Source organism: Ruegeria sp. AN6 (assembly GCF_056540425.1).
Genome location: NZ_JBQFWR010000003.1, coordinates 188,244 through 210,288 on the forward strand (window position 1 = coordinate 188,244; position 22,045 = coordinate 210,288).

At 55.3% G+C, this 22,045-nt stretch carries 19 protein-coding genes; 11 read left to right on the forward strand and 8 right to left on the reverse strand.

What is annotated here, in order from left to right:
* Positions 1 to 93: 93 nt before the first annotated feature.
* The 7 genes from iolD (at position 94) to ACR0MQ_RS07355 (ending at position 9,404) form a co-directional block, all read left to right on the forward strand.
* A complete protein-coding gene (iolD, locus tag ACR0MQ_RS07325; protein ID WP_480606984.1) occupies positions 94 to 1,962 on the forward strand; it encodes a 3D-(3,5/4)-trihydroxycyclohexane-1,2-dione acylhydrolase (decyclizing) in 1,869 nt (622 codons plus the stop codon).
* Positions 1,962 to 2,801: a phytanoyl-CoA dioxygenase family protein gene (locus tag ACR0MQ_RS07330; protein ID WP_170774582.1), complete on the forward strand. Its 840-nt coding sequence runs from the start codon at positions 1,962 to 1,964 to the stop codon at positions 2,799 to 2,801. The genes iolD and ACR0MQ_RS07330 overlap by 1 nt, the downstream gene beginning before the upstream one ends.
* A complete protein-coding gene (iolC, locus tag ACR0MQ_RS07335; protein ID WP_170774579.1) occupies positions 2,798 to 3,775 on the forward strand; it encodes a 5-dehydro-2-deoxygluconokinase in 978 nt (325 codons plus the stop codon). Before ACR0MQ_RS07330 ends, iolC begins: the two co-directional genes overlap by 4 nt.
* Before the next feature lie 12 nt (positions 3,776 to 3,787).
* On the forward strand, positions 3,788 to 4,645 hold the full coding sequence (locus tag ACR0MQ_RS07340; protein ID WP_170774577.1) for a 5-deoxy-glucuronate isomerase: 858 nt from the start codon (positions 3,788 to 3,790) through the stop codon (positions 4,643 to 4,645).
* Positions 4,642 to 5,472, forward strand: coding sequence for a class II fructose-bisphosphate aldolase (locus tag ACR0MQ_RS07345; RefSeq protein WP_170774576.1), 831 nt, complete (start codon positions 4,642 to 4,644; stop codon positions 5,470 to 5,472). The genes ACR0MQ_RS07340 and ACR0MQ_RS07345 overlap by 4 nt, the downstream gene beginning before the upstream one ends.
* A gap of 1 nt (position 5,473) precedes the next feature.
* Complete coding sequence (iolG, locus tag ACR0MQ_RS07350; RefSeq protein ID WP_170774574.1) at positions 5,474 to 6,463, forward strand: inositol 2-dehydrogenase; 990 nt, start codon at positions 5,474 to 5,476, stop codon at positions 6,461 to 6,463.
* Positions 6,464 to 7,718: 1,255 nt separating this feature from the next.
* Positions 7,719 to 9,404 carry a tryptophan halogenase family protein gene (locus ACR0MQ_RS07355; protein WP_170471469.1) on the forward strand — a complete coding sequence of 562 codons (1,686 nt, stop codon included), beginning with the start codon at positions 7,719 to 7,721 and terminating at the stop codon, positions 9,402 to 9,404.
* A 167-nt stretch (positions 9,405 to 9,571) separates the two neighbouring features.
* Here ACR0MQ_RS07355 and ACR0MQ_RS07360 read toward each other — a convergent pair whose 3' ends face one another.
* Genes ACR0MQ_RS07360 through ACR0MQ_RS07385 form a run of 6 tightly spaced genes read right to left on the reverse strand, consistent with a single transcriptional unit; the run spans position 9,572 to position 14,796 of the window.
* Positions 9,572 to 10,510, reverse strand: coding sequence for a TIGR01459 family HAD-type hydrolase (locus ACR0MQ_RS07360; protein ID WP_480606988.1), 939 nt, complete (start codon positions 10,508 to 10,510; stop codon positions 9,572 to 9,574).
* Complete coding sequence (phnE, locus tag ACR0MQ_RS07365; protein WP_170774569.1) at positions 10,474 to 11,289, reverse strand: phosphonate ABC transporter, permease protein PhnE; 816 nt, start codon at positions 11,287 to 11,289, stop codon at positions 10,474 to 10,476. Before phnE (ACR0MQ_RS07365) ends, ACR0MQ_RS07360 begins: the two co-directional genes overlap by 37 nt.
* Positions 11,289 to 12,104, reverse strand: coding sequence for a phosphonate ABC transporter, permease protein PhnE (phnE, locus tag ACR0MQ_RS07370; RefSeq protein WP_170774567.1), 816 nt, complete (start codon positions 12,102 to 12,104; stop codon positions 11,289 to 11,291). The genes phnE (ACR0MQ_RS07365) and phnE (ACR0MQ_RS07370) overlap by 1 nt, the downstream gene beginning before the upstream one ends.
* Positions 12,101 to 12,895, reverse strand: coding sequence for a phosphonate ABC transporter ATP-binding protein (gene phnC / locus ACR0MQ_RS07375; protein ID WP_170774565.1), 795 nt, complete (start codon positions 12,893 to 12,895; stop codon positions 12,101 to 12,103). Before phnC ends, phnE (ACR0MQ_RS07370) begins: the two co-directional genes overlap by 4 nt.
* Positions 12,896 to 12,953: 58 nt before the next feature.
* Positions 12,954 to 13,928 (reverse strand): phosphate/phosphite/phosphonate ABC transporter substrate-binding protein, encoded by a 975-nt coding sequence (gene phnD / locus ACR0MQ_RS07380; protein ID WP_170471462.1) that lies wholly within the window; start codon positions 13,926 to 13,928, stop codon positions 12,954 to 12,956.
* A 40-nt stretch (positions 13,929 to 13,968) separates the two neighbouring features.
* Positions 13,969 to 14,796 (reverse strand): DeoR/GlpR family DNA-binding transcription regulator, encoded by an 828-nt coding sequence (locus ACR0MQ_RS07385; protein ID WP_319545622.1) that lies wholly within the window; start codon positions 14,794 to 14,796, stop codon positions 13,969 to 13,971.
* 287 nt (positions 14,797 to 15,083) lie between these two features.
* Here ACR0MQ_RS07385 and ACR0MQ_RS07390 point away from each other — a divergent pair, with 287 nt between their 5' ends.
* The 4 genes from ACR0MQ_RS07390 to ACR0MQ_RS07405 are packed head-to-tail and all read left to right on the forward strand — an operon-like array spanning position 15,084 to position 19,963.
* Positions 15,084 to 16,109, forward strand: a complete 1,026-nt coding sequence (locus ACR0MQ_RS07390) for an ABC transporter substrate-binding protein (protein WP_010438296.1) — start codon at positions 15,084 to 15,086, stop codon at positions 16,107 to 16,109.
* Positions 16,110 to 18,323 carry an ABC transporter permease gene (locus ACR0MQ_RS07395; RefSeq protein ID WP_170774561.1) on the forward strand — a complete coding sequence of 738 codons (2,214 nt, stop codon included), beginning with the start codon at positions 16,110 to 16,112 and terminating at the stop codon, positions 18,321 to 18,323.
* 11 nt (positions 18,324 to 18,334) lie between these two features.
* The gene (locus ACR0MQ_RS07400) at positions 18,335 to 19,396 is read left to right on the forward strand and encodes an ABC transporter ATP-binding protein (protein ID WP_170774559.1); all 1,062 of its coding nucleotides are present in this window, start codon (positions 18,335 to 18,337) and stop codon (positions 19,394 to 19,396) included.
* On the forward strand, positions 19,397 to 19,963 hold the full coding sequence (locus ACR0MQ_RS07405; protein WP_480606994.1) for a histidine phosphatase family protein: 567 nt from the start codon (positions 19,397 to 19,399) through the stop codon (positions 19,961 to 19,963). It begins immediately after the preceding gene.
* Positions 19,964 to 19,967: 4 nt separating this feature from the next.
* Here ACR0MQ_RS07405 and ACR0MQ_RS07410 read toward each other — a convergent pair whose 3' ends face one another.
* Both ACR0MQ_RS07410 and ACR0MQ_RS07415 read right to left on the reverse strand, forming a co-directional pair.
* The gene (locus tag ACR0MQ_RS07410; RefSeq protein ID WP_170774555.1) at positions 19,968 to 20,759 is read right to left on the reverse strand and encodes an inositol monophosphatase family protein; all 792 of its coding nucleotides are present in this window, start codon (positions 20,757 to 20,759) and stop codon (positions 19,968 to 19,970) included.
* Between the two features lie 105 nt (positions 20,760 to 20,864).
* A complete protein-coding gene (locus ACR0MQ_RS07415; RefSeq protein WP_170774553.1) occupies positions 20,865 to 21,755 on the reverse strand; it encodes a cytochrome P450 in 891 nt (296 codons plus the stop codon).
* Positions 21,756 to 22,045: the final 290 nt, after the last annotated feature.

A 22,045-nucleotide genomic window follows, 5' to 3' on the forward strand; every position in this document is an offset into this window, starting at 1 on the left:
TGCAACCGGTTGCAAAACTTGTATCGTGAGAATAGGACTCTCGCAAGCTGCATTCGGCATTGCACCTCAATTTTCCTAAAGGAGCCCGCAGACATGTCCGCGCAACATGACACTGTTTACCTGACAACGGCGCAGGCGATCATTCGCTGGCTGTCGAACCAATTTATCGAGATCGACGGACAGGAATATCGTTTATGTGGCGGGGGTTTCGGGATTTTCGGCCATGGCAACGTGACCTGCCTGGGAGAGGCCCTGAATACCGTGCGGGATGAGTTGCCACTCTATCGTGGGCAGAATGAACAGAGCATGGGATTCGCGGCCGCAGGCTATGCCAAACAATGGCTGCGTCAGCGATTCATGTTCTGCACCGCCAGCGCGGGGCCCGGTACTGCGAATCTGCTGACCGCCGCCGGGCTTGCCCATGCCAATCGCTTGCCGATGCTGATGCTGTGCGGGGATACTTTCATCACCCGCTTGCCTGACCCGGTTCTGCAGCAGATGGAGAACTACTATGACCCGACCTTCGGCGTGAACGACGCCTTCAAGCCGGTCAGCCGCTATTGGGATCGTATCACGCATCCGGCACAGGTCATTCAATCTCTGCCCGCCGCCATTGCGACGATGCTGGACCCGGGCGATTGCGGGCCTGCTTTCCTCGGGTTGCCGCAAGACGTGCAGGGTTGGACCTACGACTACCCGGTGAAGTTCTTTGAAAAGAAAGTCCACCGCATTCGTCGCCAATCGCCCGATGCGGATGAGATCGCTGATGCGGTTGCCGCGCTGGCAGGCGCGAAACGCCCGATGATCATCGCAGGTGGCGGCGTTCAGTATTCCAAAGCTGTCACCGAACTGACTGAGTTTGCCGAGAAGCACCAGATCCCGGTCGTCGAAACCATCGCAGGCCGCGCCAACATGCTGGCAACCCATCCGCTGAATATCGGCCCGATTGGCGTGACGGGTTCAGACAGTGCCAATGCGATTGCAGAAAAGGCCGATGTGATCGTCGCAGTCGGCACGCGGCTACAGGATTTCACAACCGGATCGTGGACCGCCTTTGCCAAGGACGCTCAGTTCATCTCGATCAACGCAGCGCGGCATGATGCGGGCAAGCACATGTCTTTGCCGGTTGTTGGTGATGCCAAGCTATCTTTGAACTCTCTAACACAGGCAGTTTACTATACCGCTCCTGCTGAATGGGTCTCGTTGGCTCAGGAAGAGCGGCACAAGTGGGATGCCTATGTGACCGAGAATGTCTCCTACGGAAACCGTCCGAATTCCTACGCCCAGGCCATCGGCGTTGTGAACGAACTGTGCGACACGCGCGACCGCGTGGTCGCCGCTGCTGGGGGATTGCCCGCCGAGGTTACAGCCAACTGGCGCACTCTGGATATCGGTACCGTCGATGTCGAGTTCGGCTTTTCCTGCATGGGCTATGAGATCGCAGGCGCCTGGGGTGCGCGCATTGCCCAATCCGAGCGCGAGCCTGAGAAAGACACCATCACCTTCTGCGGTGACGGCTCGTACATGATGTTGAATTCAGACATCTATTCCTCGGTCCTGAGCCGTAAAAAGATGATTGTTCTGGTGCTGGACAATGGCGGCTTTGCAGTCATCAACAAGCTTCAGAACAACACAGGCAACGAAAGCTTCAACAACCTGCTGGAAGATTGCCCGACCATCCCGGAACCCTTTGGGGTTGATTTCACGGCCCATGCCACCGCGATGGGAGCGACGTCCGAGAAGGTGGCGAACCCAGCGGAGCTGGCCGAAGCGTTCAAACGCGCCAAAGCCAGCGACAAGACCTATGTGATCGTGATGGATGTGGACGCCTATGAAGGTTGGACAACCGAAGGCCATGCCTGGTGGGAGGTTGGAACCCCTCATACCTCGGCCGATGAAAACGTGCGCAATGCCCATGTTGAATGGGAAACCACTCGTGAAAAGCAGCGTAAGGGTATCTGATGAAACGGTTTACAGCAGAGACAGCCGATCCTGACGTCATTGTCGATGAGCTGCTGAATGGCGGCGGAGCCGTAGCCATCTCAGGCCTGTTCACACCCGAGGAAATCGCCGAAGCCCGCGCGATCGTCATGGAGCATTCCGAGGCGGCGGCCGAGAAAGTGACCCACTTTCAGGGTGCAGCTGAAGAAGATGGCAAGCTAAACCTTCAACGCCGTGTGTGGAACCTTTTGGCGAAGGGTGACGTGTTTTCCCGCATGGCCGCCCACCCGGTTTTGATGAAGATCCTCCGCAAGTTTCTGGGGACCGAGTTCATCATGGGCTCGATCGCCGCCAACCGCATCCTACCGGGCGGTCCGGGGCAAGAGCCGCATGTCGACTATCCCTATTGGGATTTTCACAGCCCCGAAACGCATCCCATGGGTCTGAATGGGTCATTTCCGATGAACGCGCAGGTCTCGGTTTTGCTGGACCCGTTCACTAAGGAAAGCGGCGCGACCGGCTATGTGCCCGGATCGCAGAAAGAGCTGCGGTATCCCACACCTGAAGACAAGTTCTTCGACAAATGCGAGCAGATGACCGGTGAGCCCGGTGATGTCGCTCTGTTCTATGGCGTGACATGGCATTGCGCGATGCCAAACAACGCAGATCACGACCGCAGTGCGATCCTGATCCAGTACCTGCCCAAATGGGTCAAACCGATGGAAGATATGCCTGCTGCGCTGCCACAAGACTTCCTCGATCAAGCAAGCCCTGACATGCGGCAATTACTGGGTCTGAATTATCCCTACCCCGAGGTGCTTGACGCTGCGCGGGCAGGCAATACCGAGGGGCGCAAGTGACACTAATCAAAGGCATAAAAGGCAACCGCTTTGCCGTGTTCGGACGCGCGGGCATGGATTTGTTTGCCGGTCCCATCGGCACCAAAAGCGTTGATGCGGATACGTTCCATGCCGATCTGGGCGGCTCTAGCGCCAATATCTGCGCGGGGCTGGTCAAGCTTGGCGGTCAAGCCGCGCTGGTTACATCCGTATCAGATGATGCAGTCGGCCGGTTCTGTGTGAACCGGCTGCAGGATTATGGCGTTGAAACGCGATATGTCCGTGCTGTGGGCGGCGAGGCGCGTACGTCCTTGGCAGTCTACGAAAGCTGCATCGAAGACTTTCAGAATGTCATCTACCGCAACGGCGCCGCCGATTTTCAGGTGACCGAAGCTGATATGGATGCGGTGGATTATACCTCGTTTTCTGCCTTGATCACGGCAGGCACAGTGTTTGCGGCAGAGCCTTCACGCTCGGCTACGTATCGCGCGTTTGAAAACGCGCGCGCCGCTGGTTTACCAGTGATCTTCGACATTGATTATCGTCCCTATAGTTGGCCCTCGGCACAGGTGGCCTCAGATGTTCTGACCCGCGCTGGGAACGAAAGTGATCTAATCGTCGGCAACGACGAAGAATTCGGCTTTATGGCGGGCGGCATTGAAAAGGGCCTGGACAAAGCCCGCGAACTGGCTGCCAACGGCAAGATGGTGGTCTACAAGATGGGCCATGAAGGGGCCATCACCCTGACCGACGGGCAAGAGATCCGCACCGGCATTTACCCGGTCACCGCCGTGAAACCCAATGGTGCAGGCGATAGCTTCTTGGCCGGTCTGCTGGCCTCAATCGCCGCGGGGCATGACTTGCGTGACGCGGTGCTGCGCGGCTCGGCCTGCGCGTCCATTGTCGTGTCGAAACCCGGTTGTGCCGGGGCCATGCCGACAACGCCTGAACTGGACGAATTTCTGGCCCGACACCCGGGCCCCACGGATACCTGAAAGGAGACGCAGATGCATATCGCGCCCCATGACAACCAGAACAAACCTATTGTCGATGCCGACAATGATCTGGTGCCGCTGAACTATTTCAACATCGTCAAACTAAAAAAGGGCGAAGTGTTCGAATACGCGGTACCTGGCTATGAGACTTGCATTGTGCCTGCCACTGGCACTGTGGATGTGGATGTGGACGGCGCGATTTATACCAACCTCGGCAACCGCACCATCGACGTCTGGGATGGCGACCCCGAAGGTGTCTATGTACCCGTCGGTGCCAAAGTTCGTGTCACTTGCGTGACGGACAAGACCGAGACCTTCATCGCGGGCGCGAAGTTCGACCGCGTGCTTGAGCCTTTTGATGTCCGCGTGCCCGAGCTGGATCTGGTTCAATACGGTTCTGACGACACCAAAACGCACCGCAAGATCAAACACATTCTTGGCGCAAACCACCACGACAAGGTGGGCCGCCTGTTGGTGTCCGAGCTTTACACCGTGGGTCAGGGCGGCTGGTCTGGCTTCCCCAGCCACAAGCACGACACCGACCGCCCAGACGACGAAGGCGGGATGATCGAGACCCGCCATGACGAGACCTATAATTTCCGCTTCCGGCCCAACTATGGCTCGGGCATTCAGATGCTACAGCGTGAGGATAACAAGCCGGGCGATGCCTATCACATCATGGATGGTTCAACGATCATGATCGACAAAGGCTATCACCCCTGCGCAGTTTTGCCGGGGTACGAGATGTACTATTTCACCATCCTCGGTGGCCTCAGTCAGCGCTCGCTCAAGCAGTATTTCCAGCCGACCCATGCAGCCCAACTGCACACCATCCCCGGAATCATGGACATGGTGGCCAAGTTCAAATGAGCCTTGTGACATTATCGGACGTGCTGCAACCCGCCCTGCGCGACGGCTATGCCGTGGCCGGACTGGTGACGCTGGGCTGGGAGGATATGCGCGCCTACGTGGCTGCCGCCGAGGCCGAAGGTGTGCCCATCATCTTACAAGCCGGGCCATCCTGCCGCGAACACACGCCGCTGCCGGTTCTGGGCAAGATGTTCCGCCATTTGGCCGAGGGGGCAAGCGTACCTGTCGTGGCCCATCTGGATCACGGCTACACCCATGAAGACTGCCGCATCGCCATCGACAGTGGCTTCACCTCGGTCATGTTCGACGGCTCGCGCAAACCATTGGTGCAGAACATTGCCGAGACCGCAGCGATTACCGAAATGGCGCATGCCGCCGGTGTTTCCTGCGAAGGAGAAATCGGCTTTGTTGGCTATTCCGGCGGCGAGGGCTCGGACGGCACCGATCCGGATGAGGCCGCACAATTCGCCCGCGAGACCGGCGTGGACGCGATGGCCATCTCGGTCGGCAACGTCCATCTACAGCAGAATAAAGAAGGTGGCTTGGACGAGGCCCGCATCCGCGCTATCGAAGCCGTTACCGAGATACCGCTGGTGATCCATGGCGGTTCGGGCGTGCCCGTCGCGCAGCGTACTGCTCTGGCGCGCGGGTCGAAAATCTGCAAATTCAACATCGGGACCGAATTGCGGATGGCATTTGGTAATGCCTTGCGTACTGCCGTGAATGCCGACCCGGACAGGTTCGACCGCGTTCAAATCCTGAAACAGACACATGAACCGGTTGTCGAAGCGACCCGCCGGGTTCTGAAAGCGTTCAAAGGGGCATGAGATGCTGAATATCGGCTTACTGGGCTGCGGACGGATCGGGCAAGTTCATGCGCGCTCGATCGGGCAGATTGATGGCGCGCGAGTCAGCGCGGTGGCAGATGCGTTTGCGGAGCCGGCTCAGATGCTGGCCGACAATACCGGTGCACAGGCCCTGTCGGCGGAAGATCTGATTGAAAGTGCGGATGTTGACGCTGTGGTCATCGGCACCCCGACCGATACCCACTACGATCTGATCCACAAAGCCGCGAATGCTGGCAAAGCGATCTTCTGCGAAAAGCCAGTTGATATGTCCGCAAGCCGCATCCGCAACTGCATCAAAGTTGTCGAAGCCACCGGCGTGCCATTCATGACGGCCTTCAACCGCCGCTTTGATCCCAGCTTTGCCAATATCCAGTCCCGCATCGCCAACGGCGAAATCGGCAACGTCGAGATTGTCACCATCTTGTCCCGCGACCCCTCGCCGCCACCAATCAGCTATATCGAAAGCTCGGGTGGGCTGTTCCGCGATATGATGATCCACGATCTGGATATGGCGCGCTTCCTGCTGGGTGAAGAACCAATCAGCATCTACGCGGTTGGCTCATCACTGGTCGACCCCGAGATCGGCAAGGCCGGAGATGTCGATACCGCTGCTGTCACCCTGACCACGGCGAGCGGCAAGATTTGCCAGATTTCAAACTCGCGCCGGGCAAGCTATGGCTATGATCAACGCATTGAAGTTCATGGTGAGAAGGGCATGTTGCGGGCTGAAAACATGCTGGAAAATGCGGTCGAGATTGCGACACCTGCCGGGTTTCAGAAAGCTCCCGCGCAACATTTCTTCCTTGAGCGATATGAAAGTGCCTATCGGGCAGAAATGGGACACTTCGTTGATGCGGTGTCTCGCGCATCCTCTCCCTCTCCGGGTATCGTTGACGGGTTACGGGCGCAGGAACTGGCAGATGCGGCAGACACTTCCTTGAAGCAGGGATCGGTTGTGAAGCTCGCGTAATGCCTCACACACTGAAATGAGGGATAAGGTACGACGCGCTGCACTCGTACCCCCTCAAGAAATCATCAGACATCCTCCAAGCGCGCCGTAACTGTTTAGTATCTGCATGAGATGTCCGGAATGTGTCTGAAAGATTAAATTTTTCGGACATTGGGAAAAGCGAAATACCTGGTTACTCGCTTCGAGCACGCGGCACGCCTTGGAGCCAGTGTTGCGATCATTTGCAGATACAGAGCCAAGTTTGGCGGGATGAACGTTCGGGTGCGAAGATGCTGCGAGCGCAGCGGAACGAGAACAACTGTCTGTGACGGATGTTGGCGGCTGTCATGCTAGATAACGGGGCAATGAAGGTTCTTTCGACAAAAAAACTTACGGCGATTTTTCGTCCCCCGTTGATCCAAGGACAATAGTCAGGCGTGTGAACTGAACGGCCTGTTTAAGTCAGTCTTCCAATACCAGATACAATATCGGGGTAATGAAGTCCTTCGCGAGCAATAGCGGGAATTGGAGAATGAACGTCGCCAGTCCGACTATCCATTTGCCAGTAGGTGATCGCCTGAAATCACCGTAAAGCGTCGTCTGGACATTCTGCCGTCTACGCCAATCTCAACCGTGCCACCCAGACTGCTTCTCCTGAGCAACTCAAGGGCTCCATGCAGCAAACCTCGAGCGGCCCTCTAAGCTACAGAAAGAAAAGAGGATTGATGCTAAATCCAGTCGGCCCGGATCAACGTGCTGGATCACGCCATAGGAGACCCGGCGCGGAACCAAAGCTGATCTCAAACTGCCTACAAGACCTTGAAGGGATGGCCACTTTGGTTCCAGTAAATTCAAATAAACGGGTTCGTTGGGCGGCCCTTCTCGTGTTACAAGCTATTAATTCATTGCGGTAATTCCGAAATATCAACTGGGAGACATGGCAAAGCTCACCAGTGGAGCTTGCAAATCTAATCGGGCTAACAGCAGAATAACCCATGTTTGCAATTATCTCGCAAAACTTTGGGCGACTACGCTTGAATTTCCTAAGTGCAATCAAACAAAATGAACGTCTCTTAACAAAAATATTTTTAGGCATTTTAGGGATCTGGCACCAGATCAGTGGATGTGCAGGTCGAACGAATTGCCATAGACTCTGGCTGTACGCAGGAAAGCTGTTATGTTTCCCCCAAGCCAACGGGGAACGCTGCCAAATATACATCAGTACAAAACAAGAAGCAGCTGCAAATTCCCCTCGAGCCAACAGGGACAAATAAACATGAATAATCGTTTGCGCAAAATCACCATCGTTGGGGGTGGTACAGCCGGTTGGATGACCGCGCTGATCTTGGACATGGTGTTTTCACGCACTTCGGCGCCTAAGGATCGTCCGCGTATTTGCCTGATCGAGAGCCCCAATATCTCAACCGTGGGCGTTGGGGAAGCGACTGTACCGCGTATGCCGGTCACGCTCCGCCAGGCGGGTATTGCCGAGAGGGATTTTTTCCGCGAAACCAACGCGTCATTCAAGCTGGGTGTGAAGTTCTGTAACTGGAACAACGACGCAAAGGGCAATCGCATTGATTATGTAAACCCGTTTGCGCATGGTCAATTGCTGGAAGGGTTGGAAGCAGCCGAGTATTTCCTACGATTTGGCAATGGCGATCGGGATTTTACGCAATCGATCTCGCCGCATGATGATCTTGCTCGCCTGTGCAAAGGGGCGCGGCCCTTAGGTGCGCCCGAATTCGAGCAGCGGTTTGGCTATGCCTATCATCTGGATGCCGTGAAATTTGCGGGTATGTTGACCAAAGTCTGCACCAAGCGTGGCGTTGAACATATTCAGGACGAAGTTCAATCGGTCGAGCTGGATGAACACGGTAACGTCAGTCATTTGATGTTAGAGCGCAAGGGCCGCCATGACATCGAGATGGTCATTGATTGCACCGGCTTCCGCGGGTTGATCATCAATCAGGCGCTGGGCGAGCCATTTATGGATTATTCCGAATACCTGCCCAACGATCGCGCCATGGCATTGCAGATCGAACATCCCGATCCGGAGAAGATCGAAAGCGTCACGCGGTCGACGGCGCTTGGTGCAGGTTGGACGTGGCGGGTGCCACTCTACAATCGCGTGGGCACGGGCTATGTGTATTCATCGGCGCATCGTACCGATGATCAAGCGGCGGATGAATATCTGGAGTGGCTGGGTGATAGCGGCAAGGGTCTGACACCCCGCGTGATCCCGATGCGCGTCGGCCGCGTACGCAATGCGTGGGTCAAGAACTGTCTTGCGATCGGTCTGTCCGGTGGCTTCATAGAACCGCTTGAAAGTACCGCAATCCATATGATCGATCATGCAATACGCTGGTTCGCTGAGCATTTGCCGACACGCGATATCGAGCCAGCGCTGCGCAATCGGTATAACCGTCAGATGAACAAGCTCTACGACGAAGTTCTAGATTTCATCTGTCTGCACTACCGATTGGGCAACCGCACCGATGATCAATACTGGATCGACGCCCGCACCGAGATGAAAATCCCGGATCGGTTGGCTGAGAACTTAGAGCTGTGGCAGCACCGTCTGCCGATGGAACACGATATCGAGTTTGCAACGCTGTTCAACTTCCGCGTTTATCAGACCGTCCTTTTGGGCAAGCAGGTTTATGATACCGGCTATGGCACGGGCATACGCGATCGCATTCGGCCGTTGAAGAAACCGATTTGGTTCCAGTGGTGGAAAGGTGCGAAAATGGACCTCGCGCAGATCCTCAAATCAATGCCAGATCACAAAACGTTGCTGCGCGATATCCGAGGAGAGCTGGAGAAACCCGCCTTTGGTAAAGCGGCTGTTGCGAAACCAACAGTCGCGATGCCGGGCACCGCTCCGGCTCCTGTGGTTGTGCAGAACATGCCGAACTTCGCCGAAATTCAAAGTGGCGCGAAGGACTTGCAGCTATTCTAGGGCAGTATTGAAAACGCAGTAGAGCGTCTTCCAATACGTTGTAGCGGCACGCATAACCCACCAATTGCTGGTCAGGTTCTATTTTTGCGAATAGGCCTCTGACCAGCTCTTGGTTTGGTATGTCTTAGCGGTCCTATGGATAGCATTCGATGGGGTTTCGGCCAGTTTCAAGGACGGCTTACGATGATGTCCGGAACGATATCGGCCTTGTCGATTGCTGTTTCAATATCGTGTCCAGCAAAAAAACCGTAACCTGAGACCAAAGCCGACGCGATCCCTGCTGCATTTGCGCCCAAAATATCTGTATGCAAGCTGTCGCCGACCATGAGAACGCGGGATTTGTCGATGGATCCCAGCCGTTTGAATGCCAGATCAAAAATGTTGCCGAACGGCTTTCCGAAGAATTCTGGGACCACACCTGTTCGGTCGGCGAGACGATGTGCGAACAGGCCAGGTTCAACTGAAAAGCCACTTTCTCGGGGGGCAACAATATCCGGGTTGCCGACCAATACAGGTCGCTGCCGCTTTGACAGCGCAGACTCCAACAAAGCCTGCCGCGCTTCGGTCCAGGCCGCAGACCCAATCATCAAAAATCCGTCGACCGCATCATAGGGTGTTGGATCTTCTTCCAGATAGGTCAGGTTCAAACCTTCCAGATCGCGAAGGCCCGTGCTTGGTGTTGCCATCAACCCCCAGTGCAGCTCGCGTTGCAAATCAAGATTTGCAAGCAGCGTTGCGCGGCTGGTGATGACATCCTGCGAAGCAAAATCATAGCCAAGCCGAGTGTATTTCTCGATCAATGCCGCATGAGGGAACCCGGCAGCATTTGAAACCACAAGAACGCGCTTTCCCATGGCCTTTAGATTTGCGACCCGTTCAGGCGTGCCGGGGATAGCGGTTTCACCAATGTTAAGAACTCCGAACGCATCCAAAAGGAAGACGTCAAACTCATCGGCTACATCTTCAAGTGTTTCCACCCGACGAAAGGACTGGCCAGTAGCGGCAGCAGAGGGCAGACGATGCCGCGCAGCTTCGTACGCATCGAACGCCTCTTCAATCGAGATTTGGCTCAAATGATCGCCCCCCGCACTTTGGCAGAGACCCATTCGCTGATCATCACGGCAATCAGGATGACAATCAGGATCAGGCTGACTTGCGGCCATGCCAGGACATTGAGCGAAGCCGATAGTTGCAGTCCGATACCCCCCGCTCCGACCAGGCCAAGAACCGTGGATTCGCGGATGTTGATATCCCAGCGAAAAACGGCGATGCCTGCAAAGGCGGGCAGAATTTGTGGGACGATGCCATAAGCCATGATCTGCCAGCGCGATGCGCCGGTGGCCGTTATGGCCTCGACCTGAGTGTGGTCGATTTCTTCTATGGCTTCATAAAGCAGCTTGGCGCAAAACCCGATAGACCGGATCGCGATTGCGATAACGCCTGCGAAAACCCCTGGACCGATGATTGCGATCAGCAGGAGGGCCCAGATCAACGAGTTGATCGAACGGGTTGAAACGATAATCAGCAGCGCGATAGGCCGGATGAAAACGGCCGAGGGTGTGGTATTGCGCGCAGCCAGAAAAGCGACTGGTACGGCAAGAAACAGGGCGATGATCGTGCCGAGCGTGGCAATATTCAGCGTGTCCCAGATCGGACGCCCCAATTGCGTGATATAGTCCCATTTTGGTGGTGTTGCACGGGTCCAAATGTCATTTGCGATGCGCGGTGCATCCCAGACAAAGAACCAAGTCGTCGACGCCGAGATGATCTGCCAGCAATAGACAAAAACTGCGACGCCCAAAAGCCAGCCAAACCAGCGAACAAGGCTTTGTCCGGTCGTTCGCCTGCGCCAAATCTGCGTACCTTCCTGTTCCAGAACCGGCATTACTGTACCCTCGCGCGAATGATACCCGAGAGGTACTCGAGCGCCATGACGATCCCGATAATCAGGATCAGTATGGCGGCAGCGGTGTCGTATTCGTAGCGATCGAAGGCTGTGTTCAGCGTCGCTCCGATGCCGCCCGCACCCACAAGCCCTAAAATGGCGCTTTCGCGGAAATTGATATCGATCCGGTACATTGAAAGACCAACCAGTCGCGGCATGACCTGCGGCTGCACGCCGTAATTGATCCACTGCATCCAGCGTGCGCCCGAGGCTTTGATGGCTTCAGCCTGCACTTTGTCCATGGCCTCGATATCTTCAGCCAGAAGTTTCGACAGAAACCCGATGGTGGCGAATGAAAGCGTTAGGAAACCTGCCAGCGGACCAAAGCCAAAGATCGCAACCAACAGGATCGCTACAATGATCTCTTGCAAGGCACGGCTGATGGCGACAATGCCGCGGCAGATGACGTAGATGGGCAGAGGAGCGATGTTGCGTGCAGCACCCAGCCCGATCGGAATCGAAATCAGGATGCCCACAACAGACGCCGCAACAGTCATGACAATGCTTTCCAGCAAACCGCTCCAGATATCGCTCCAGCGTGATATAAAATCGGGGCTGGTGAAGGCGAGCACAAAGGCCCAGCCGCGATCCAGCCCTTCATAAACCCGACCCCAATCGACCTCGATGGTCAGAATGGCGGCAATCAGGTAGGCGACAAAACCTACAATCAGAGCCCAGCGGAGCATCGCGTTCTTAACAAACGGCGGTTTACGCCACCCCTTGCCAAGAACGTCATCAAGTTCGGTGTGGCTCATTCTGCGGCCTCGATCTCTTCGTCTTCGTCCACTTTTTCAATCGTGGCTTCCCAGTCTTCTTCACCGTAGATTTCGGTTAGTTTGTCGGGGGTAAGACCGGTGGGGAGGCCGTCATATACGATCTCGCCAAACCGAAGACCCACGACGCGCGGCACGAACATCTGCGCAAGCGCCACATCGTGAATGTTGATGATCGCTGCCAATCCGCGTTCCTGACAAAGCTCGGTAATCAACCGCATGATCTGACGGCTGGTTTTGGGGTCCAAAGAGGCAGTTGGCTCGTCCACCAGCAAAAGTTTGGGGTTCTGAATCAGAGCGCGGCAGATGCCGACCCTCTGACGCTGACCGCCCGACAGTTCATCGGCGCGTTTGTCTGCCATATGCAGCAGTCCTACCCGATCTAGCAGACGAAAGGCTTCATCGACATCAGATTGAGGGTATCGCCGCAGGAAGCTGCGCCAAAAGCCGACATATCCCAACCGCCCTGACAGGACGTTTTCCATAACCGTCAGGCGTTCAACGAGCGCATATTCTTGAAAGATCATACCCATTTCGCGTCGCGCTTTGCGCAACCCGCCTGAGCCAAGTTTGGTCAGGTCGGTATCATCTAGCATGACAGCGCCACTTGTCGGCTCAACCAGTCGGTTGATGCAGCGGATCATCGTGGATTTGCCTGCACCGGATGGCCCGATCAAAGCAAGCACCTGTCCCTTGGGCACCTCAAGATTGATCGCCTTTAGGGCCTTATCTCCGGTTTTATAAGTTTTAGTAAGCTCTTGAAGCCGCAGCATTTAATACCCCTGTAAGGGTTGAGACGGGCCCGGAGGGGCCCGTCATTATAGAATCGGATTATTGGCAGGCGTAGGAAACGCCGTTTGCCGCATCAATCTTGCGGATCACGTCCCAGAATTCCTGATAGGTCATTTCGAGGAACTGGCCTTCGTTCGATTTTGAGAACTCAGCCTCGAGCGTCGTGCCGTCCCATTCAAAGCTAAAGAAAGCGTTGCGGATTTTCTCCTGCAGTTCCGGAGTCAGGTTGTACACGGTGCCAAAGCCCGTCGTCGGGAAAGTCTGCGACTTGTAGATCGTGATGACGTCGTCTTCGTTGATCACATCTCGCGAGATCATCCGCGATTTGACCGAGTTTGCGATCGAAGCAGCCAGATAGTCCTTGTTGGCCACACCGAGGATCGAGTTGTCATGTTTGCCGGAATAGACTGGTTCGAAATCACGTTCGGGCAACAGATCAAAGTCGCTTTTCAGAATAGCCGACGGTGCCTTGAAACCCGAGTTCGAAGTGGGTGAAGTAAAGGCCAGTTGCTTGCCCTTGATGTCCTCGACCTTTTCGATGCCAGAGCCTGGATAGGTAATGATCTCCATTTCATACCCGAAGTTACCATCTTTTGAGGCCATGATCGTGAAAGGACGGAACCCGGCGCAGTTCACCGCCAGCGGGTTCGAACCAGTGTTGAAACCCGCGATATGCAGGCGTCCAGACCGCATCGCCTCGATCTGGGCGGCGTTGTTCTGAACCGGGAAAAAGACAACATCTTTACCGGTTTCAGCTTTCAAATGGTCAAGAAAGTCCGACCACGCGGTTTTGTAAACGGCTGGGTCCTCGACCGGAGTGTAGGCGAAGATCAATGTGTCGGGATCGATCTGTTCGGAAGGATCGGTGGGGATGTCCGCGATCAGATCACCGTCGGCATCGCAGAACCGTTCATCCAGATCACCGCGCGGACAATCCTGAGCCGACGCAGCCCCGCCCAACGACAAAAGTGCAAATGCTGATGCTCCGATCAGTAATTTGACGTCAATATTCATATTATTCCTCCCAGTTATGCGTGGCCGTCACTGTCCACAGTTAGTCGTTCTTTGAAATGGATTCTCCGATAAGAATGGCAACGCCAGCTGCATTGATAGAGCCCAGCAAATCACCTTTCGGCTTTGTGTCGGTAATGATGGAATCCAGCCCATCAAGATCACCTACCTGCGACAGGCCTTTGCGCCCGAATTTTTCTGAACCAATCAGCAAATGCCGTTTAGCTGATCGCGCCAACATCTTTTGTTTGACCGCAGCAAACCCCTGCACGGTCTCAGACGGGCCCTCGGCCGAAATTCCGGATGCCCCGATCATGCATTGATCGACATTGAAACGGGACAGGTATTCGAGCGTATCAGTGCCGATAATGGCCGATTCCTCGGCAAGATACTCGCCTGGGCACAGGAGAACCTGGGTGGGCGAATGGCCGAGTGTCATCGCTACGGGGATTGAGTTTGTTATCACCGTGCACTCAGTTCCCTGATAAGAAAGCGCGCGCGCCATCTCAACCGTGGTCGAACCGGAATCAATCATCACCGTATCGCCATCCTGAATCAGCGCGGCCGCACATCTTCCAATTCGTTCACGCTCCTCCGTACGCGCATTGGTCCGTTCATCAAGACTTGGATATCGTCCCTGTGTGGGCGCAGATGCCCCGCCATGTGCGCGTGCGATCAGTCCGTCTTCTGACAAGGCATCGAAATCCCGGCGCACGGTTTCTGCCGACACATTGAACCGCTGCGCCAGTTCACTGATCCGGACATGCGGGCGCAACTTCAGTTCAAGCAGGATCTCTCGACGGCGATCGGATTTTTTAACCCGAGCCTGACTTTTTTCAGACCTCATCCCGCGTGTTTCTGTTTTGGACATCCGGCAACCCGACTCGGCTTCATATTCACTTTTGTGGTGTTTCGGGCGTTTTGCAACTATTTCTGTTGCAAAACCCTCATATTGTTGTGAGACTTCGGAAAACATTGCCTCTTTCGAAGTCCCGGATCAATGTATGGATTGGCTGGTTGGCATCGCGGAGAACGGTAATTGAACGGATATACAAAATGCGCGATGGCCACGTTCGAGGAACAACGAAAGTCTGAAGGAAAAAGCACATAATACACCGGGAAAACCGGACGCAATGAACCAAACAGGGAGAGAAAATAATGAAGAGATTTACGTCTACCGCATTGGGCTCGCTAATCGCCCTTGCTGCTTCAATGTCAGCGGCCCAAGCAGACAAGCTGACTCTTTATTGCTCTGCTCAAGAGGATTGGTGCCAGCTGATGGCGCGCAGCTTTGAAGATGCGACCGGCATCGACGTCAACATGACACGTAAATCCTCGGGTGAGACATTTGCTCAGATTCGTGCTGAAAGCTCCAACCCTAAGGGCGATGTCTGGTGGGGTGGCACCGGTGATCCGCATCTTCAGGCCGCAGAAGAGGGTCTGACAATGGAATACGTCTCGCCCATGCGCGATCAGCTTCATGACTGGGCGATTTCTCAGGCTGAAAGTGCCGGTAACAGAACCATCGGCATCTATTCCGGTGCGCTTGGTTACGGCTACAATGCCGATCTTGTCGCCGCAAACAACCTGCCCGAACCGGCGTGCTGGAAGGATCTTTTGAAGCCCGAATACAAGGGTCATGTTCAGATGGCGAACCCAAATTCGTCAGGTACGGCCTACACGACACTTGCCTCAATGGTGCAGATTTTTGGCGAGGATGAGGGCTTTGACTTCATGAAAGGCCTGCATTCGAACATCAACCAATACACCAAATCGGGCTCGGCCCCGATCAAGGCTGCGGGACGCGGCGAAAATACCATCGGTATTGTCTTTATGCATGACGCGGTTAAGCAGGCCGTGTCGGGCTTCCCGATCAAAGTCGTCGCACCGTGCGAGGGGACCGGTTACGAGATCGGTTCGATGTCGATCATCGACGGAGCTCGCAACGAAGAAGAGGCCAAGAAGTTTTATGACTGGGCGTTGTCGCCCGAAGCACAGAACCTCGCCCTTCAGGTCAATGCCTTCCAGGTGCCATCCAACAAGGGTGCTGAAACGTCCGAAAGCGCTCCGGACATGAGCCAGATCAAGCTGATCGACTATGACTTCAAGAAATACGGCTCGTCGGATGAGCGCAAGCGCTTGCTGCAGAAATGGGACGAAGAGGTTTCGGTACTACCGCAGTAAATGACTGACGACACGACAAATACGACCCATCCGGTTCTGATCTTCTGGGTCATCGCCGGGTGGGTCGGATTCTGCCTGCTGCCGTGGTACATGGTTGACGGTGGCCTGTGGTCGTTCGAGTGGCTTCTGGAAGGCTACCCTTTCGACGAAGATTATGCTCCAGCAGCCTTTCTGATCGGGCAGGGTGAAAAGCTGTGGCTTGCGCCGCTTCTTATCGCTCTACTGTTGCCGCTTTCGGTACTAAGGCGCGCCAAATCAGATCCGCTCTATGCGCGCATTCTGATCCTGTCAGGGGCGCTGGGCTTCGGCTGGCTGATCGCACAAGGCTTTAGCATCGGAATCCGAGGCTACAATTTCGATTGGCTGGAGTCTGTGTTCGGAGAACTCGGGGATCGGCAATTCGGCATGGGCTATGGCGCGATGATCTGCGCGTCGAGTTTTCTGTTCCTTCTGACCCAGGGTGTCGCTGCACGTGGGGCGATTAACGGAGACGTCTTCGTGGTCAGCGCCATCGGTGGTGTGATCACCATCGTCACCGCGTTTGTATTCTTTCCCATCGCCAAGATGTTGTTTGCGGCCTTTGTGACGGAGGATGGCGCGTACTCCATCGCGGTTTTCTTCTCGAAGTTCTTTGACGACCGGCTTTGGGGGCTGGGATGTTTCTGGGGTGCGCGATGCGGGGCGGCCTGGAACTCACTATTCCTCGCCATTTTGGTTGGTTTCATCACCACGGCACTTGGCCTCTGCTTTGCGCTTGTCGTGACCCGCTCGGGCTTTCGCTACAAGCGCGCATTGCGCGCACTGACGGTTCTGCCGATCATCACGCCACCCTTTGTGATCGGTCTAGCGCTGATCCTGCTGTTTGGCCTTTCGGGCTCGGTCACGCAGTTCTTTGCTGAGCTATTCGGCACACAACCCACGCGCTGGCTGTATGGCATGCCGGGAGTTCTGATTGCTCAGACTTTGGCATTTACACCCATCGCCTTCCTTGTGCTGATTGGCGTCGTTGAAGGGGTGTCTCCTTCGATGGAAGAAGCGGCCCAGACATTGCGCGCGAACAGATGGCAGACGTTCAAAACTGTGTCCCTGCCGCTGATGCGCCCGGGCCTCGCCAATGCTTTCCTTTTGGGCTTTATCGAAAGCATGGCCGATTTCGGAAACCCACTTGTGCTGGGTGGCAATTTTGATGTGCTGTCGACCGAGATTTTCTTTGCAATTGTTGGTGCACAATACGATCAGGGCCGCGCCGCGGTTCTGGCTATGGTGTTGTTGTTCTTCACGCTTTCTGCATTTTACGCGCAGCGGGCTTGGCTTGGTAAAAAGAGTTACACCACTGTCACCGGCAAGGGCGACGCAGGCGTACATCCATTGATGCCAACCGGCCTTTCCATCCCGGTGCTGTCGGTCGCCCTTGGCTGGGCCGTATTTACCATCGTCGTTTATGCCATGATCGTATACGGCAGCGTGGTCGAGTTGTGGGGGGTCAATAATTCCCTCACGTTCAAACACTACGTCACTGCGTTCTCGGTTCGGTTTGAAGCAGAGGGTATTCGCTGGACAGGAGCCGCATGGGACAGTTTCTGGACGACTATCACCATCGCCGCAATTGCTGCTCCACTGACGGCTGCCGTGGGGCTCGTGACGGCCTACCTTCTGACCCGGCAGAGTTTCGCGGGAAAAGACGCTTTTGAGTTCGGCACCATGCTATCCTTTGCCATCCCCGGCACCGTGATTGGCGTCAGCTACATTCTAGCCTTCAACGTACCACCGATCGAGATCACGGGCACTGGAGTCATCCTTGTTGTCAGCTTCATCTTCCGCAACATGCCAGTGGGTGTCCGGGCAGGCATTGCCAGCATGTCGCAATTGGATCGCAGTCTGGATGAGTCCTCGCTGACCCTTGGTGCAAATTCCTGGCAGACTTTCCGCCGGATCATCCTGCCGCTGTTGCGCCCGGCAATTCTGGCGGCGCTTGTTTACAGTTTCGTGCGAGCCATGACGGCGATTTCGGCTGTGATTTTTCTGGTCAGCGCGGAATATGACATGGCAACCAGCTATATCATCGGGCGGGTCGAGAATAACGACTATGGTCTCGCCATTGCCTATTCCACCACGCTGATCTTTGTGATGCTGTCAGTGGTTGCCTTGATGCAGCTGATCGTGGGTCGGACCAAGATCGGGCGGCGAATGACGCAGTCGCGGACCAATGTTTAGGAGAGTTTGACATGAGCCTGCAATCCAAAGCCGCGCCGGTTCGGTTCGAGTCCGTGACAAAGATGTTCGGCAAGGATGTCGTTGCCGTCGACAATATCAACTTGCATGTCGAAGCTGGAAAGCTGGTCACGCTGCTGGGCCCTTCAGGCTGTGGCAAGACGACGACGCTGAGGATGATCGCAGGGCTTGAGATGGCAACCTCGGGCAAGATCACCATCGGGGATCGCGACGTGACCAAACTGCCCGCAACGGACCGGGACGTGTCGATGGTGTTCCAGTCCTACGCGCTGTTTCCCCATATGAGTGTGCTTGAGAATGTTATGTATGGCCTCACGTTCTCGGGCTTTGCCAAAGACGAGGCCCGCAGCCGCGCTCTGGACGGTTTGGAGTTGGTTGGCCTGAAAGGTTTTGATAGCCGTTTGCCATCCGAGTTGTCTGGCGGACAGCAGCAGCGCGTCGCAGTTGCGCGGGCTTTGGTGTTAGAGCCACAGGTGCTGCTATTTGACGAACCTCTGTCTAATCTCGACGCGAAACTGCGCCGCCAGGTGCGCGAGGATATCAGGGCCATCCAACAGGACCTTGGCCTGACGGTCGTCTATGTGACACATGATCAGGAAGAGGCCTTGGCGGTATCAGACGAAATTGTCGTGATGCGGAATGCCGCCATCGCGCAGATCGGTACGCCACGCCAGCTCTACGATGCACCCAATGATCGCTTCGTTGCGGATTTTATTGGCGAAGCCAACTTGCTGGCTTGTCAGATCATCTCTGTCGAAGGAAATATGGCCACGATCGAGATCGAGGGCTACCGCCACACGCTGTCATCTCGCGATATGCCTCAGGGGCCCGCAACTGTCGCCATCCGACCCTCGCGTCTGGTGATCGGCGCCGAGCAGGGCATCGCCGCCACCGTCGCCAAGGCAACCTATGTTGGTGTTCGCATGGAGTACACTCTGACCGGAGCGTTCGGTCAGGTCTTCGCGGTGCATGACGATGTGGATGCACCGCTTGAACCCGGTGCAGAAATTCGGATGGGTTTTGCCGAGAAGGGACCCGTGCTTTTGCCCGAATAAATGCCCAAGCTTCTGATCATCACGCATCCCGAGGTCGTAATCGACCCCAACATTCCTGTAACGGATTGGGGGCTTAGTGAAACAGGTCGTCACCGCGCTTCCGCGTTTGCGAATGCCGAGATCTTCTCGGAGGTCTCTCAAATCTGGACCAGCACCGAGCAAAAGGCCCGCGATACGGCTGAGATTCTAGCGACGCCCCGAGACCTGCCGGTATATCTAAATGCTGACCTTGGCGAAAATGACCGCAGCACCACCGGTTTTCTGCCGGGCGATGCTTTTGAAGCCGCTGCTGATGCTTTCTTTGACCACCCGGCTACCAGTTTTCACGGTTGGGAAACGGCAATAGAGGCTCAACAACGCATTCATCGGGCAACGATTTCGATTGTTGAAAAACAAGATGGCAACGACCTTGCCATTGTTACGCACGGGGCTGTCGGTACTCTGCTATGGTGCATCTTATCGGGCCGTCAGATTGACCGGAGATACGATCAACCCGCGCAAGGCCACTATTGGCAGGCCGATCTAAAGACGCTTAAACCGTTGAGCGGGTGGTGCTCGCTCGACTAGTCGCTCAGGTCTTCCATGCACGCTCGGCTATCTCGCGCAATGTGTCGAACACATCCGGTGTACCTGCAATCACCCGGCCGCCATTGCGGATCATGGCATCGGCATCCTGATCTTCGATCCTGCCGCCAGCTTCCGCGATCATCAACTGACCGGCCAGGCAGTCCCATGCGTTCATATGCTCTTCGACATAGCCCAGCAGCCGACCCGCAGCCACATAGGCCAATGACAGAGCGCCGCTGGCGTTTCGGTGAAACATCGCTCCATGTTCGATCAGATCTGCGATAATCGGAACAACGTGGCGGGCTTCGATGCGGTTCGAATATCCAACTGCTACTGTTCCTTCCTCCAGCGCGACGCCTGAAGCTACCCGCATCGGGGCGTTATTCAGCGTTGCGCCTCCACCCCGGACGGCGACATAGCTTTCGTCGACATTTGGATCATGGATGACGCCAATCTGGGTCTGCGCATTTGACACACCAGCCAGAACGATGGTCCAGGCCGGAATTCCGTTAACAAAATTTGTCGTCCCGTCGATTGGGTCGATCACCCAATCAAACCCGCTGGTCCCTTTGCTTGCACCGTGCTCCTCACCGAAGACTCCATCTTCGGGCCAAGCATCCCTGATCTTGTCGCGAATAAAGGTTTCAACGTTCCGATCTGCCTCACTCACCCAGTCCTGAGCGCCCTTTTGGTCGACCAGCAGCGCATCCCGATTTGCAAAATACTCGGCCGCGACTTTTCCCGCTTCCCGGCAAGTCATAACCGCAAATTCTTTTCGCTCTGAGAGTTGCAACATGGGTGCCCCTGCATTTGATGAGTAGAATGTGCACCTTGGCGGATGTGGTATCGGCTGACAACAACCTTGGGAGTATGTTTTTCAATTCTTTGAAATGCGCATTGATCAGCTCAAAGGAGCAAGTGTCGCATGTAGATCGGTCACATTTGTGAACATCGGTGAATGACTGAATTCTGCCTTATCCAACCGGATACGCGGAAAGGATTGAGTCATATATCGGACAACTTCTTCAACCTCGATTGTGATCGCGTAGCGCCCTAGGCAAGAGAATACACCACCCCCGAAATTCAGATGAGCTGGCTGCCCAGCACGTTCGAGAGAGAATTTTTCAGGTTCCGGGTAATAGCGCTCATCCCAATGGGCAGCCCCGATATTTGCAAAGACCGGTGTGCCCTTGGTGATTTGCACGCCACCGATTTCTACGTCCTCCAGTGCTTCGCGAGAGGTTGAGATTGACCGTGGGTGGATACGCATAACTTCGTTCACGGCAATCGGAATTGCGTCAGGATCTTCGCGCAGCCTTTGCCAGATAGCGGGGCGTGAGGCCAGTTCGATAATGGTGCCTGCGATTTGATGTGAGGAGTTGTCGGTATTCGCCTCTGCCAGTTTGATAACCCAATTCCGAAGATCGTCATCCGTAAACTCACCGGCGTCTGCTGCCCGGACCAAATCCGAAATCAGGTTGTCAGAAGGGGCTTCGCGCGCGGCAGTAATCCGTGCGTCCGCATAATCAAGCAGGCTTTCAAACGCATCGACAATTTCCGGCGTCTTTTCCGGATCTCGCGTATGAACTTGCTGAACTGTGTGTGACGTCTTGGCGATATAAGGCGCGTCGTCTTTGTCGGCGCCGACCCAATAACAATAAACCCGAGATGGCGTAGGATCACAAAGTGCCTCGATCAGGTCGACTCTGGTATGCGTCGGGATGTCAGAAATGATGTCAACGACAACATCCTTAATGTCTTGCCGGAATGCCTCAGAGGCGTGCGGGCTCATCAGGCGCGCTATCGGCTGTCGTAATTTGCGCCGTTTATCACCGCGGTTGTAAAAGGATATAGACTCACGTTTGTAACTTAAAGCACGTCCTTCCGGCAGGCCCAACAGATGCATCAACTTTGGATGTCCTGTGCCAAATCGACGATCCAGGATCATGTTCCTGCAAATGTCATAGTCCAAAATTTCCACGCCGCGTTTACTACGGGCGATGCGCCATTTCCGTGCATGCTCAGCAAGGGTTTGAAACGGTCGCTTCTGATACGCTTCCGATGAAAAGTCTATCTCGGGTA

Excerpts from the sequence above, each read along its gene's own strand:
- phnD (WP_170471462.1), bottom strand. The coding sequence starts at position 13,928 with ATGAATATTGACGTCAAATTACTGATCGGAGCATCAGCATTTGCACTT.
- ACR0MQ_RS07415 (WP_170774553.1), bottom strand. The coding sequence starts at position 21,755 with ATGAGCCCGCACGCCTCTGAGGCATTCCGGCAAGACATTAAGGATGTT.
- phnE (WP_170774567.1), bottom strand. The coding sequence starts at position 12,104 with ATGAGCCACACCGAACTTGATGACGTTCTTGGCAAGGGGTGGCGTAAA.
- ACR0MQ_RS07345 (WP_170774576.1), top strand. The coding sequence starts at position 4,642 with ATGAGCCTTGTGACATTATCGGACGTGCTGCAACCCGCCCTGCGCGAC.
- ACR0MQ_RS07340 (WP_170774577.1), top strand. The coding sequence starts at position 3,788 with ATGCATATCGCGCCCCATGACAACCAGAACAAACCTATTGTCGATGCC.
- ACR0MQ_RS07405 (WP_480606994.1), top strand. The coding sequence starts at position 19,397 with ATGCCCAAGCTTCTGATCATCACGCATCCCGAGGTCGTAATCGACCCC.
- ACR0MQ_RS07330 (WP_170774582.1), top strand. The coding sequence starts at position 1,962 with ATGAAACGGTTTACAGCAGAGACAGCCGATCCTGACGTCATTGTCGAT.
- ACR0MQ_RS07395 (WP_170774561.1), top strand. The coding sequence starts at position 16,110 with ATGACTGACGACACGACAAATACGACCCATCCGGTTCTGATCTTCTGG.
- ACR0MQ_RS07355 (WP_170471469.1), top strand. The coding sequence starts at position 7,719 with ATGAATAATCGTTTGCGCAAAATCACCATCGTTGGGGGTGGTACAGCC.
- ACR0MQ_RS07400 (WP_170774559.1), top strand. The coding sequence starts at position 18,335 with ATGAGCCTGCAATCCAAAGCCGCGCCGGTTCGGTTCGAGTCCGTGACA.
- ACR0MQ_RS07390 (WP_010438296.1), top strand. The coding sequence starts at position 15,084 with ATGAAGAGATTTACGTCTACCGCATTGGGCTCGCTAATCGCCCTTGCT.
- ACR0MQ_RS07385 (WP_319545622.1), bottom strand. The coding sequence starts at position 14,796 with ATGTCCAAAACAGAAACACGCGGGATGAGGTCTGAAAAAAGTCAGGCT.
- ACR0MQ_RS07410 (WP_170774555.1), bottom strand. The coding sequence starts at position 20,759 with ATGTTGCAACTCTCAGAGCGAAAAGAATTTGCGGTTATGACTTGCCGG.
- iolD (WP_480606984.1), top strand. The coding sequence starts at position 94 with ATGTCCGCGCAACATGACACTGTTTACCTGACAACGGCGCAGGCGATC.
- phnE (WP_170774569.1), bottom strand. The coding sequence starts at position 11,289 with ATGCCGGTTCTGGAACAGGAAGGTACGCAGATTTGGCGCAGGCGAACG.
- ACR0MQ_RS07360 (WP_480606988.1), bottom strand. The coding sequence starts at position 10,510 with ATGGGTCTCTGCCAAAGTGCGGGGGGCGATCATTTGAGCCAAATCTCG.
- phnC (WP_170774565.1), bottom strand. The coding sequence starts at position 12,895 with ATGCTGCGGCTTCAAGAGCTTACTAAAACTTATAAAACCGGAGATAAG.
- iolG (WP_170774574.1), top strand. The coding sequence starts at position 5,474 with ATGCTGAATATCGGCTTACTGGGCTGCGGACGGATCGGGCAAGTTCAT.